This window comes from Duganella rivi, assembly GCF_009857435.1.
In the GTDB taxonomy this organism is placed as follows: domain Bacteria; phylum Pseudomonadota; class Gammaproteobacteria; order Burkholderiales; family Burkholderiaceae_D; genus Rugamonas; species Rugamonas rivi.
Genome location: NZ_WWCK01000002.1, coordinates 650410 through 663742 on the forward strand (window position 1 = coordinate 650410; position 13333 = coordinate 663742).

General features: G+C 66.6%; 9 protein-coding genes. 4 read left to right on the top strand and 5 right to left on the bottom strand.

Annotation, left to right across the window (positions count from 1 at the left end; translation table 11 throughout):
- Window positions 1-4 precede the first annotated feature (4 nt).
- Both GTP45_RS07585 and GTP45_RS07590 read right to left on the bottom strand, forming a co-directional pair.
- The gene (locus GTP45_RS07585) at window positions 5-1309 is read right to left on the bottom strand and encodes a metal-dependent hydrolase family protein (protein ID WP_161013240.1); all 1305 of its coding nucleotides are present in this window, start codon (window positions 1307-1309) and stop codon (window positions 5-7) included.
- On the bottom strand, window positions 1306-2520 hold the full coding sequence (locus tag GTP45_RS07590; RefSeq protein ID WP_161013241.1) for a multidrug effflux MFS transporter: 1215 nt from the start codon (window positions 2518-2520) through the stop codon (window positions 1306-1308). The genes GTP45_RS07585 and GTP45_RS07590 overlap by 4 nt, the downstream gene beginning before the upstream one ends.
- A gap of 73 nt (window positions 2521-2593) precedes the next feature.
- On the opposite strand from GTP45_RS07590, the gene GTP45_RS07595 reads away from it, so the two are divergent.
- Window positions 2594-3346: an IclR family transcriptional regulator gene (locus GTP45_RS07595; RefSeq protein WP_161013242.1), complete on the top strand. Its 753-nt coding sequence runs from the start codon at window positions 2594-2596 to the stop codon at window positions 3344-3346.
- Here the strand turns inward: GTP45_RS07595 and GTP45_RS07600 are convergent.
- From GTP45_RS07600 to GTP45_RS07610, 3 genes are read right to left on the bottom strand one after another with little or no spacing between them, the layout of a single operon-like run.
- Complete coding sequence (locus tag GTP45_RS07600; RefSeq protein ID WP_161013243.1) at window positions 3338-4675, bottom strand: MFS transporter; 1338 nt, start codon at window positions 4673-4675, stop codon at window positions 3338-3340. The genes GTP45_RS07595 and GTP45_RS07600 overlap by 9 nt on opposite strands.
- Window positions 4676-4697: 22 nt before the next feature.
- Window positions 4698-5489 carry a substrate-binding domain-containing protein gene (locus tag GTP45_RS07605; RefSeq protein ID WP_161013244.1) on the bottom strand — a complete coding sequence of 264 codons (792 nt, stop codon included), beginning with the start codon at window positions 5487-5489 and terminating at the stop codon, window positions 4698-4700.
- 27 nt (window positions 5490-5516) lie between these two features.
- Complete coding sequence (locus tag GTP45_RS07610; protein ID WP_161013245.1) at window positions 5517-6611, bottom strand: porin; 1095 nt, start codon at window positions 6609-6611, stop codon at window positions 5517-5519.
- 110 nt (window positions 6612-6721) lie between these two features.
- On the opposite strand from GTP45_RS07610, the gene GTP45_RS07615 reads away from it, so the two are divergent.
- The 3 genes from GTP45_RS07615 to GTP45_RS07625 all read left to right on the top strand — a co-directional run bounded on the left by GTP45_RS07615 (window position 6722) and on the right by GTP45_RS07625 (window position 13321).
- Window positions 6722-7654, top strand: coding sequence for a LysR family transcriptional regulator (locus tag GTP45_RS07615; protein WP_161013246.1), 933 nt, complete (start codon window positions 6722-6724; stop codon window positions 7652-7654).
- 161 nt (window positions 7655-7815) lie between these two features.
- Window positions 7816-10287 carry a glycoside hydrolase family 95 protein gene (locus GTP45_RS07620; RefSeq protein WP_161013247.1) on the top strand — a complete coding sequence of 824 codons (2472 nt, stop codon included), beginning with the start codon at window positions 7816-7818 and terminating at the stop codon, window positions 10285-10287.
- 73 nt (window positions 10288-10360) lie between these two features.
- Window positions 10361-13321 (top strand): TonB-dependent receptor domain-containing protein, encoded by a 2961-nt coding sequence (locus GTP45_RS07625; protein WP_161013248.1) that lies wholly within the window; start codon window positions 10361-10363, stop codon window positions 13319-13321.
- Window positions 13322-13333 lie beyond the last annotated feature (12 nt).

Genomic DNA, 13333 nt, shown 5'->3' on the forward strand with positions numbered 1-13333 from the left:
ACGGCTACTCGGCCTTGGCCACCGCGCCGGCCCGCATCACGAAGCGCACGCGCTTGAGCTCGGTAATGTCGCGCAGCGGATCGGCGCCGACCGCGATCAGGTCGGCGCTCTTGCCGGCCTCCAGCGTGCCGGCCGTGCTGCCGATGCCGAGCAGGGCGGCGGCGTTGACCGTGGCCGCCTGAATGGCTTCCATCGGCGTCATGCCGAACTGCACCATCAATTCAAATTCATCGGCATTGCGCCCGTGTTTAGACACGCCGGCGTCGGTGCCGAACGCAATCTTCACGCCCTTGTCATGCGCCAGCTTGAACGCCTTGCCGGTGATGCCGATGCGCCACTTGATCTTCGCCAGCACGTCCGGCGAATAGGCGTTGGGATCGGCTGCCAGCCGTTCCTTGTAGCCGTTGATGGTGGACAGGGTTGGCACGTAGTAGGCGCCCGATTGCAGGAACAGTTTCACGCCCTGTTCATCGAGCAGCGTGCCATGTTCGATGGAGTCGGCGCCGGCGGCCAGCGCCAGGTTGATGCCGCCGTCGCCGTGCGCGTGCACCGCCACTTTCTTGCCATACAGGTGGGCCGTTTCGATCAGCGCCTTGGCCTCGTCGTCGAACATCTGCTTGCCTACGCCGGCGCCGACCACGCTGTTCACGCCGCCAGTGGTGGCGATCTTGATCACGTCCACGCCACGGCCGATCTGCTTGCGCACGGCGCGGCGGCAGCTTTCCACGCCGTCGCACAGGTTGTCGTCGGCGATGTGTTCCTGTACCCAGTCGGCGTAGCCGAGGCGGCCGTCCATGTGGCCCGCAGTGGCGGAGATCGGCGTGCCGGCGTCGATGATGCGCGGCCCTTGCACCCAGCCCTTGTTGATGGCGTCGCGCAGCGCCAAGGTGATGCCTTCGGGGCCGTCGCCCAGGTTGCGCACGCTGGTAAAGCCGGCTTGCAGCGTCTTGTGCGCGTTCATTTCCGCCTCGTAGGCCCAGGCGGCCTGGCTGGTGGTGACCAGGGCCAGCGCGCCGTCGTTGCCGGCGCGGTCGGAAGTCAGGTGCACGTGGCTGTCGATCAGGCCCGGCAGCACGTAGCGCGTGCGCAGGTCGATGATGCGCGCTTCGGGATATTTCTCAGATCCGATAAAACCATCGAGCACGGCGCTGATCTTGCCGCCTTCCACCACCAGCGTGGTGGCCGCGCGTGGCGCCTGGCCCGGTTTATCCAGCACGTGGCCGGCCTGGATCAGCGTGACGGGGGCGGCGTGCGCCAGCAGGGGCAGGGCGGCGAGGGCTACGGCAACAGCGCGTGCGACTGGATTCATTGCGGCTCTTTCTTAGAATAAAATAGCCGAGAGCTTACCACGAGGAAAACCACGCCGAGCACGGCATACAGCGTCATGACGGTGGCCATTACCGACAGCGGGTTGCCGGACAGCAGTCCGATCAATGCACCGGCGCTGGCGCCGGCCAGCATCTGGATCGAGCGCAGCAGGGCGGAGGCGCTGCCGGCCACCTGGCCGACCGTGGCCAGCGCCTGGTGCGTGGCGTGCGGCATGACGATGCCGGCGCACACATTGCTCAACAGGACGAAGGCCGCGACCACGGCCACCGAGTGGACGCCGCACAGGGCCGCCACCAGCAGCGCGCCGCATATCAAGGCCGAGGCGATGACAGCGCCGGCCAGCAGCCTGCCCGGGTTCCAGCGGTGCGCCAGCCTGGCGCCGGCCGCCGCGCCGCTGATGGTGCCGGCGGCCGTCAGCGCGAACAGCGCGCCATAGGCGGCGCTCGATACGCCCAGCATGTCGATGAACACTGCCGAGGAGCCGGTGATGTAGGCAAACATGGTGCCGAACGAGGCTGCCAGCAGTCCGGCGTGAACCAGATAATGCTTGTTGCGCAATACCTGGCTGTAGGCCGAGAGGGCGGCGCTGAAGGGATTCTGCGCGTTCGCCTGGGGCGGGCGCGTTTCCTGGTAGCCGAGCGCGCCCAGCACCAGCAGCACCAGCCCGATCACGCCGAGGCAGCCATAGATCAGGCGCCAACTGCCGAACGCCAGCAGGCCGGCGCCGAGCAAGGGCGCCACCAGCGGCGCCACCGCATTGACCAGCGCCACATACGATTGGCGCGACAGCGCGGCATGGCCGGTGAACACGTCGCGCACGATGGCCGCCGGCAGGGCCGCCGCCGCGCCGGCCGCCACGCCTTGTAACAGGCGGAGCAGCAGCAAGTCGGCGATCTGCCCGGTGCAGGCACAGGCCAGCGACACCAGCGAGAATAAGCCCAGCCCCAGCAGCAGCACCGGCTTGCGGCCGTAGCGGTCTGACAGCGGGCCGAACAGGATGGGGCCGACCGAGAAGCCGAGCAGGAATACGGTCAGGGTGCGGGTGGCGGCGCCGATGTCGATGTGGAAGGCCGCTTCCAGCGCCGGAATGGCGGGCAGGCCCATGTCAATGGCCAGCGGCGGCAGCGCCGACAGCAAGCCAAGCATGACAATGTAAAACGGCGAATGGGGAGGGATGTATTTCCGTGTCATAATAATCTGTATCGTTAGGCGGTACAGTTAGTGTATCACGATGCGGTACAGTTTGCTGAGCATGGAGAAATAGATGGAAGGAATACAAGTCATTGCCCGGGCGGCCGCTATCCTGCGCGAGGTCGGCGCCCAGCCCGATGGGCTGAGCCTGGGCAAGCTGGCCAATGCCACCGGATTGGCGCGCTCGACCGTGCAGCGCATCGTCGATGCGCTGGAAATGGAACATCTGGTGCAGGCCGGCGCCGGCGGCGTGCGTCCCGGCTGGGGCTTGCGGCGCTTGGGCGAGTTGCCGGGCTCGGGCATCGCCCAGGAATTGCGCGCCGCCCTGTACCAGCTGTTCGAGGCCACCCATGAAACCATCGACCTGTCGACCCTGAGCGGGGGCGAAGTGCTGTTCATGGATCGCTTCCTGTCCGACCAGAAGGAGCGCGCGCTGCCGGCGGTGGGCGCGGTGTATCCGGCTTACACCATGGCGAGCGGCAAGGCTTTGCTGTCGGACTTGTCCGGGGAAGAAGTCGCCGGCTTGTACGGCGGCGCGCCGCTGCAACGGCTGACCGAGCACACGGTGGCCGACCTGGCGGCGCTTACGCAGCAGCTCGATGACATCCGTGCCGGCGGTTTTGCCTATGACCGGGAAGAACACGCGCTGGGCCGAAGTGCGATCGGCTTGCCGGTCGGCGTGCATCAGGGCGTGCTGCTGGCGATTTCGGTGGTGATGCCGAGCCAGCGTTTCGAGCGCCAGCGCGGCATCGTTGAAGCAGCCTTGCGCACCTGCGTCGAGCGCTGCCGCGCGCGCCTGCGCGCCATGGAAGGGCTATCAGGCTGACGCCGTGCCCCGTTCCTTGACGATGCCGCGGTACACCAGCACCGTGGCGATCAGGCTGATGGTGGCCGCGCCCGCCATCCAATAGCCGGGCGCGGCCTTGTCGCCGCTGGCCTCGATCATCCAGGTCGACAGCAGCGGCGTCAGGCCGCCGAACAGCGCGGTCGCCAGGCTGTAGGCCAGCGAGAAACCGGTGGTGCGCACCTGCGCCGGGATGATCTCGGTCAGGGCGACGATGGTGGCGCCGTTGTAGCTGCCGTACAGGAAGGACAGCCACAGTTCCACCATCACCATATTGCCGAAGCTGGGGTTGGCGATCAGCCACGACAGCGCAGGGTAGGCGGTCAGCATGGTCAGCGCGGCGCAGGCCACCATCACCGGCCAGCGGCCGATGCGATCCGACAGCGCGCCCATCACCGGCAGCCAGATGAAATTCGACACGCCCACGCACAGCGTCACCAGCAGCGCTTCCTCGGTGCTCAGCTTGAGCACGCTCTTGCCGAAGGTCGGCGTGTACACGGTGATCATGTAGAACGCCACCGTGGTCAGCACCACCAGCATCGCGCCCACCGTCACCAACTGCCAGTTGACGGCGATGGTGCGCATCATCTGGCGGAAGGTCGGATGGCTTTTCTGCTTGAGGTAGGCTTCGGTTTCCTGCAGCGAGCGGCGGATGTAGAACACCACCGGAATGATCGAGCAGCCGATGAAGAACGGGATGCGCCAGCCCCAGTCGGCAATCACGTCCTTCGGCATGGCGTGGTTCAGGCCATAGCCGAGCGCGGCGGAGAAGATCACCGCCACCTGCTGGCTGGCCGACTGCCAGCTGACGTAGAAGCCCTTGTTGCCCGGCGTCGCCATCTCGGACAGGTAGACCGATACGCCGCCCAGTTCCACGCCGGCCGAGAAGCCTTGCAGCAGGCGGCCGATCAGCACCAGGAACGGCGCCGCCAGGCCAATGGTGGCGTAGCCAGGCACGAAGGCGATCAGCGCCGTGCCGGAGGCCATGATGGCCAGTGTCAGCACCAGGCCCTTGCGGCGGCCGATGCGGTCGATGTAGCTGCCGAGGAAGATGGCGCCCAGCGGCCGCATGAAGAAGCCGGCGCCAAAGGTGGCGAAGGTCATCATCAGCGCCGCGTATTCGCTGGTGGCCGGGAAGAAGGCGTTGGCGATCTGGGTGGCATAGAAGCCAAACAGGAAGAAGTCATACATTTCAATGAAGTTGCCGCTGGTGACGCGGATGACGGCGCCCAGCTTGGAGGGCGCGCGCGCCGTTTTGGTTGCGGTTGCCGCCGGTGCGGCGTGGCTGGCAGTGGTGGTTTGCGTGTTCATGATGAGCTTTCAGGGAGAGGGTTCAATGCGCGGCGGCGACCGGTTCCAGCCCGGTGGCCTCGATGGCGGCTGCGTTGTCGGGCGCGGCCAGGAAGCGCAGCAGGGCGCGTGCGCGCTCTGGCTGGCTGGCGCCGCGCACCACGGCGCCGGAAAACTGCGTGCGCAGCTGGACTTCCGGCGGAAGCAGGCCGACGATGTCGATGCCGGCTACCGGCTTCAATTCGCTGCGCTGCTGGCAGCCGAAATCGGCCTCGCCGTGGGCGATGATCTCGCCCACCGGCGTGGCCGGAATCTGCGCCGCCTTGCCTTCCATCTGCTGGCGGATGCCCAGTTTGTCGAGCAGTTGGCGCTTGATGTATTCGCCGCTGGCGCTGTCGGAATAGGCCACGCGCTGCGCCTTCAGGAAAGCCTGGCGCAGGCCGTCGACGCTGCCGATGTCGGGCCGCGCCGCGCCTTGGCGCACGGCGCAGGCGATCGGCGAGTTGGCCAGCACCACCTTGCTGCCCGGTTCCAGACGGCCCTCGGCCATCAGCTGGTCAAGCGCATCGCCGACCATGATGACCACGTCGATCGGCTCGCCGCGATCGAGGCGGGCCGGGATGGCGTTCCTGGTGGCGCCCATTGACGGGCCCCATGCGGACACCAGCTTGTCGCCGCTGCTGCGCTCGTAAGGGCCGGACAAGTCCTTGTAGGCCTGGGCGAAACCGCCCGAGCTGACGACGTGCAGATCGGCGGCCGGGGCGGCACCGCCGATGGCAAGCGCCACGGTGGTCAGTGCCGCCAGCGCACTGTGTTTGAGGTGATGTGGTCGCATAAGAACTCCCTTGTGTGCATGAATGCGTTAAAACTTCTGCATGAGGCCGAGCGTCACGCCGCTGCCGTGGCGGTCGTTGGCGCGGGCGCCGGTCAGGCCGGCGGCGTCGCCGCGCCAGCTGGTGTAGTCGGCTTCCGCGTAGGCCGTGGTGCGCGGCGCCAGCGTCTTTTCGAGGAACACAAAAGCGCGGTCGAAGCCGTCGTCGCGCAAGCCGCTGGCCTCGCGCCGCACGCTGTATAAAGCGGTGGTGAGCAGCAGGCCGGGCATGGCCTCGCGGCTGACGCCGGCCGACAGCACGCGCTGGCTGACCTGCTTGCCGGCGCCGGCGCCGGTTTCGGCCTTGTTGCGCGCCGCGTTGGCCTTGAACTGCCAGCCGTCGGCGCGCACGGCCGCGCCCAGCGTCCAGGCATCGAGCGGCAAGCCGTCGCGGCTGCGGAATTGCATGCTGGCGCCGGACACCGTCCAGTCCGGACGCTGATAGGCCAGCGCCACGCCATGGGCGGCGCCGGCGCTGTTGTCGCCAGCCACCTCGCCGGCCGACCAGGCCGCGCGCGCCTGCCATGGGCCGTGAGTGACGGTGTATTTGAGCGTGTTGTCGAGGCGGTAGAAATTGTCGTTGTAGCCGCTGGGGCCGTATTGCCGGCCGAAGGCGTGGGTGCCGAACGCGGTGTTGCTCAACGCGGCCACATTGATATTCGGGTTAAAGCTGGCGTCGCGCTTGCCGAGCGGATCGACGCTGATCAGGGCGTCGGACAGCAGGCTGGGCTGGCGTCCGGCCGCCAGCGTGCCGTACGGCGTTTCCAGCCCGGCCCAGGCCTGGCGGTCGAACAGGCGGTCGCTCTTGGCCGTGGAGCCGGTGTCGGCGTTGATGCCGCCCTCCAGGCGCACCAGCGCGCCCCAGCCGCCGCCCAGGTCTTCGCGGCCACGGATGCCCCAGCGGCTGGTTTCATTGATGCCGCTGCTGACCGCGCCGCTGCGGTCGGCGGTGGGGGCGTTGTTGGCGCCGAGGCCGTTGCTGCTGCGCAGGCCGACATCGACGATGCCGTACAGGCTGATGCTGTTTTGTGCCTGGCAGGCGCCGCTGGCGATGAGCAGGGCGGTGAGGGCGCAGGAATGGCGCATGCTGTCTCCGTTGAGGATGGCCTTCTTGTTGAGGCTCAATGTTCAGTGTCGGGATGATGCGCCAAATGGCATAATTTGATAATCGCAATTTTTACCGGGATTAATGCACCATGCGCATCAATTACGACTTGCACGATTTGCACGCCTTCGTCGCCGTGGCCGAGCGCGCCAGTTTCCGCCAGGCCGCGGCCGACCTGTTCCTGTCGCAGTCGGCGCTGAGCCGGCGTATCGAGAAACTGGAAGAGGGCCTGGGCGTCAAGCTGTTCGAGCGCACCACGCGGCGCGTGCAGCTGACCAATGTCGGCCAGGCCTTCCTGCTCAACGTGCGCACCGCGCTGGACGGGCTGGAGGACGCGGTGCTGGGCGTGGCCGACCTGGCCGCGCACCGTACCGGCACCGTCACGCTGGCCTGCGTGCCGTCGGCCGTGTGGCACTTCCTGCCGGCCGTGCTGAGCGACTTCAGCGCGCGTTTTCCGCGCATCCGCGTGCGCGTGCACGACGAGAGCGCGCAGGATGTGCTGAACCTGGTGCTGGCCGGCGAGGCCGACTTCGGCATCAACTTTACCGGGGCGGAAGAGGCGGAAATTGTGTTCCAGCCGATCTACGAGGAACGCTACGTGCTGGCCATGCGGCGCGACCATCCGCTGGCGCGCCGCAAGACGCTGAACTGGAAGGACACGGTGGGCGAACGCTACATCTCGGTGGCCAAGTCGAGCGGCAACCGCAGCGTGATCGATGCCGCGCTGGCCGGGGTGGAGAAGCACCCGTCGGTGTTTTGCGAGGTCAACCACGTGTCCGGCGTGCTGGCGCTGGTGGAGGCGGGCATGGGGGTGGCGGCCGTGCCCGGACTGTCGGTACTGCCGGGGCGGCCGGACAGCATCGTTGGCGTGCCGCTGGTGAACCCGGCCATCCACCGCACGCTGGGCCTGATCAGCAAGCGCAAGCACGTGATGGCGCCGGCCGCGCGTACCCTGTTCGAGATGCTGGCCGCCGCACTGGTGAAAAAACAACGCCGGCCGGCCGCCGCCGAGCGGCAAGCCTAGCACTGGCCCCAGTGCGATATCAATTACGGTATCGATCCAGTTAAAAAAGTTATTGGTTGCCTGCCAATGAAAGGATTACAGTGATTTAACTTATTAAAAATGTTACCGCAAACATTTTAATGTTTGGTAACATGATACTAACAAAAATAGCAGGGGACACGATGAACACACTGGGGCTGCCGGCGCGGCGCCGCTTGTTGGTCTCGGCCGGGTTGGCAACTGTCTTCCCCGGACTGGCTGGCGCTGCCCTGAGTACCGCAGACCATGCCCAGGCCGATGGCGCGCTGACGCTGTGGTACGGGCAAGCGGCCGGCCCGTGGGTCGAAGCGCTGCCTGTCGGTAACGGCCGGGTTGGCGCCATGGTGTTCGGACGGGTGCGGCAAGAGCGCTTGCAGCTGAACGAAAGCAGCCTGTTTGCCGGCGGCCCCTACCATCCCCTCAATCCCGCCGCGGCGGCCGCCTTGCCGCGCGTGCGCGCCCTGATCGCTGCCGGACGCTACCGCGAAGCCACGGAATTGACTGCCAGCGACGTGATCGCCAAGCCTTCGTCGCAGATGCCATACGGCGCAGCCGGCGATTTGTTGTTGGATTTCCATGGTCTGGACGAGGCCAGCGGCTACCAGCGTTCGCTCGATCTTGATACCGCCATCGCCTCCACCCAGTTCACCAGCAACGGCGCCCGCTATCGGCGCGAAGTGCTGGCCAGTGCGCCCGATGGCGTGGTGGTAATGCAACTGAGCGCCGATGGCGGCATGCTCGATTTCGACCTCGGCTATCGCCACCCGCGCGAAGTCCGCTACGGCGACCGCCGCGCTGCCGGCGTCGCATGGGACGAGGTGGAGTCGCTGGACGCCGAGCGCCGCCCGTCCGCGCTGGCCATCAGCGCCGACGGCCCCGGCGCGCTGCTGATTCAAGGCCGCAACATCGCCTCGGCCGGCGTGCCGTCCGCACTGCGCTATGCGCTGCGCGTGTGCGCAGCGGGCGACGGCCAGATTGCCGTGGAGGGCGAGCGCCTGCGCGTGCGGGGCGCCACCAGCGTGACCATCATCATTGCCGCAGCCACCAGCCATATCAGCAGCACCGACGTCAGCGGCGATCCGCTGGCGCTGGTGCGCGCCGCCAGCAAGGCGGCAATTGCGCAGCCATACGCCGCGCTGCGCGCCCGCCACGTGGCAGCGCATCGCGCCTTGTTCGGCCGTTTTTCGCTCAAATTTGATAGCGCTAACTTGGCCTCGGCGCCTACTGATGCGCGCATTGCCAACGCCGAACAGGCCGCCGATCCCGAGCTTGCCGCCATGGCCGCGCTGTACGTGCAGTACGCGCGCTATTTGTTGCTGTCATGCTCGCGTCCGGGTGGACAGCCGGCCAATTTGCAGGGCATGTGGAACGAGGGCGTCAATCCGCCGTGGGGTTCCAAGTACACCATCAATATCAACACCGAGATGAATTACTGGCCGGCGCAGGCGGCCAATCTGGCCGAGTGCGTGGAGCCGGTCTTGAACATGGTGGAAGAGCTGGCGCGCAGCGGCGCCGTGACTGCGCGCGCCATGTACGGCGCGCGCGGCTGGGTAGCACACCACAACACCGACTTGTGGCGCGCCAGCGCGCCGATCGACGGCCCCAACTGGGGCATGTGGCCGTGCGGCGGCGCCTGGCTGTGCCAGATCCTGTGGGATCACTGGGACTACGGGCGCGACCCGGCGTGGCTGCGCCGCATCTACCCGCTGCTCAAGGGCGCATCGCTGTTCTTCATCGACACGCTGGTGGCTGATCCGCAAGGGCGCGGGCTGCTGACCTCGCCGTCGATCTCGCCTGAAAACGAACACCATGCCGGCTTTGCGCTGTGCGCCGGCCCGGCCATGGATCGCCAGATCGTGCGTGATCTGCTGGCATGGACGTTGGCGGCCCACCGCGAGCTGCGCGACCCTGATACGGCGTTGGCGCGCACGCTGGCCCGCACCCGCGCGCGGCTGGCGCCCGACCGCATCGGCGCCCAAGGCCAGTTGCAGGAGTGGCTGGAGGACTGGGATGCCGGCGCGCCGGAGCAGCAGCACCGCCACGTCTCGCATTTGTACGCGGTCTACCCGAGCGAGCAAATCAATGTGCGCGACACCCCGGCGCTGATCGCCGCCGCCAAGGTCACGCTGAACACGCGCGGCGACCGCTCGACCGGCTGGGCCACGGCGTGGCGGCTGGCGCTGTGGGCGCGCATGGGCGAGGGCGAGCGCGCGCTGGCCATCCTGCGCGGCCTGCTTGGCCCCGAGCGCACTTATCCGAATATGTTCGACGCCCATCCGCCATTCCAGATCGACGGCAATTTCGGCGGCGCCGCCGGCGTGCTGGAGATGCTGGTGCAGTCGTGGGGCGGCGAAGTCTATTTGCTGCCGGCCCTGCCGCGCGCGTGGCCGAACGGCGCGGTGCGCGGCTTGCGCCTGCGCGGCGCGCTGGAAATAGACCTGGATTGGCAGGCAGGGCGTCCGCAGCGCGTGCAACTGCGCGGGCCGGCCCGCGCGCGCGTGCGCTTGCGCCATGCCGGCCGCCGGCTGACGCTAGTGCTCGATGCCGACGGCAAAACGCATTCGAATTTCAATAATCATTACACCAGGGAGGCCGCAACACATCAACACCAGTAGCAAGCAGTTTGCAACAGTAGACGCATCGCCTAACCGACAGGCTGCGTCATTGATCAAAAAAACGGAGACCATCATGCAGACACCATTGCCTCAAAAACTGATTTGCCTGGCCGTCGCCGGCGCGTGCGCCGTACTGGCCATGCCCGCCTACGCCCAAGAAGCGCAGCCAGCCCAGCCAGCCCAGGCCGAAGCGCCGGCCAAGGCCAGCGCCGACACCACCGCCAGCCAGCCGACCGCGGAAACCACCGTGGTCGTATCCGGCTCGCGCATTGCCGCGCGCGGCTTCACCCAGCCGACCCCGACCACCACGCTGTCGTCGGCCGACCTCGACAAGGCCGCCAAGCCCAACATCTTTGAATCGCTGATCGAACTGCCAGCCTTGCAGGGCAGCACCGGCCGCACCACCAACACCTTCAGTACCTCGAGCGGCATCCAGGGCTTGTCGTCGCTGTCGCTGCGCGGCCTCGGCACGCTGCGTACCCTGACGCTGCTGGACGGCCAGCGCGTTGTCGGCGCCAACGTGACCGGCGTGACCGACGTCAGCCAGTTCCCGCAATTGCTGGTCAAGCGCGTGGACGTGGTCACCGGCGGCGCCTCGGCATCCTACGGCTCGGACGCCATCGGCGGCGTGGTCAACTTCATCACCGACAAGAAATTCACTGGCTTCAAGGCCAACGTGTCCGGCGGCGAAACCAAGTACCACGACGACAAGGCCGGCACCGTGCAAGCGGCCTGGGGCAAGGGCTTTGCCGACGATCGGCTGCACGTGACTGTGAGCGGCGAATTCACCAAGCAGAACGGCATCGACTCGCCGGGCTTCGGCCAGGTGGGCGCCGGCGGCCGTACCTGGTACAACAACCCGGCCCTGCAGGAATCGACCAAGGAAATGCAGGCGGCCGGCTTGCCGCGCTACCGCATGATCAGCAACGCCCAGCACATCCAGTACGCCAAGTACGGCCTGATCACCAACGGCCCGCTGAAAGGCACGGCCTTCGGCCCCGGCGGCACGCCGTATCCATTCCAGTACGGCACCGATTGCGTCGGCAACTTCTGCATCGGCGGCGACCGCGAGGGCAGCGTCGGCGCCGGCACCAACCTGGCCATGAACTTCAAGCGCAAGGTGGCTTACACCCGCATCTCGTGGAATCTGGACGACGACAATGAAATCTACGTGACCGGCAACTGGGCGCAAGTGACCTCGGCGTTCTCGCCGAACCCGGGCGCGGCCAAGCAGGGCAACCTGTCGATCAAGTGCGACAACGCCTACCTGCCGGCATCGGTGGCGGCCGGTTGCGTGTCCGGTTACCCAACTGGCGTGATGTCGGTCGGCACCTCGAACGGCGAGTTCCCGGCCAACATCAGCGTCAACCCGATGCGCACCCAGCGCCGCGGCGTGATCGGCGCCAACGGTAAATTCGCGCTGTTCGGCAAGGACTGGTCGTACGACGCTTACGCCGAGCACGGCGAGAACACCACTGTGATCCACGTAAACAACATCACGCTCAATCCGCGCTACAACTTCGCCATCGACGCGATCAAGGATCCGGCCACCGGCCAGATCGTGTGCCGCAGTGCTGCCGCGCGCGCCGCCGGCTGCCAGCCGATCAATATCTTCGGCAACGTGCCGATCAACATGGCGGGCTGGAACTACATCGCGCCATCGACCGGGCCGATGCAGCATACGGATTCATCGCAGAATGTTGTTAGCGCTAACATCAATGGTGAACTGGCGCAAGGCTGGGCCGGCCCGATCTCGCTGGCGTTTGGCGGCGAGTGGCGCCGCGAAGAGTACTCGGTGTACGGCGATCCTTACGGCGCCGGGCTGGATACCGTGTCGCCGTACAGCGCGAGCTACCCGGCCGACCCGACCCTGTCGACCACCGGCGACAACTGGTTCGCGGGCAACTACCACAACGGCAAGGGCGCGTTCACCGTGCGTGAAGCGTATGCCGAGCTGAACATCCCGTTCCTGAAGTCGGCCACCTTCGGCGAAGCCAACCTCAACATCGCTGACCGCGAGGAGAAGTACAGCACTGCCGGCAAGGCGCGCGCGTGGAAGCTGGGCGCGACGTGGCAAACCCCGATCGACGGCCTGCGTCTGCGCGCGGTCGCCTCGAAGGATGTGCGGGCGCCGAACTTGTCGGAACTGTTTGCCGCCATGACTGTGACCAACCAGGCCGTCAACAACAACCAGGGCCAGTCGATCCAGATCCAGCAGCGCAACGTCGGCAATCCAGCGCTGAAGCCGGAAGAAGCACGCAACAACTCGTTCGGCCTGGTGCTGAGCCAGCCGAGCTGGGCGCGCAACTTCAACTTCTCGGTCGATTACTACGACATCAAGGTGCGCAACGTGATCAGCTCGCTGAACCCGCAGCAGGAAGTTGACCTGTGCTACGGCGGCAACCAGCAGGTGTGCTCGGCGGTGTCGATCAACGGGCCTGCCGGCACCAACTACGTGCTAGCGCAGAGCTTCAACTTCGCCTCGCTGCATACGCGCGGTGTCGACTTCGAGATGGCCTACCGCAAGAACATGAACGAGTTCGGCTTGCCGGGCACGGTCACGCTGCGCGGCCTGGCCTCGCGCATGATCCACTCGATCTCCGATCCGGGCGTGCCGGGCACCACGCCAATCGAAGGCGCCGGCGCGATGACCGGCGCCACGCCGAAGTGGAAAGCGCTGGTGCAGCAGTCGTGGGACGGCCTGATGGGCGGCAAGCTGGGCCTGAACCTGAGCGAGCGCTGGATTGGCGCCGGTGTGTTCAATAACGAATACATCGAGTGCCAGACCAACTGCCCGCTGCCGACGGCGGCGCATCCGACCATCTACGACAACCACATGCCTGGTGCGGTCTACTTCGACTTTGGCGGCAACTACCAATACTCGAAGCAGGTGTCGGCTTACTTCAAGATCGACAACCTGGCCGACCGCGCGCCGGTGCTGGTGCCGCAGACCAACCTCAGCCTCGGCCTCAATCCGGCCGTGTATGACTCGGTGGGCCGTACCTTCCGTGTCGGCGTGCGCATGAACTTCTAAGGAGAAGCCAGC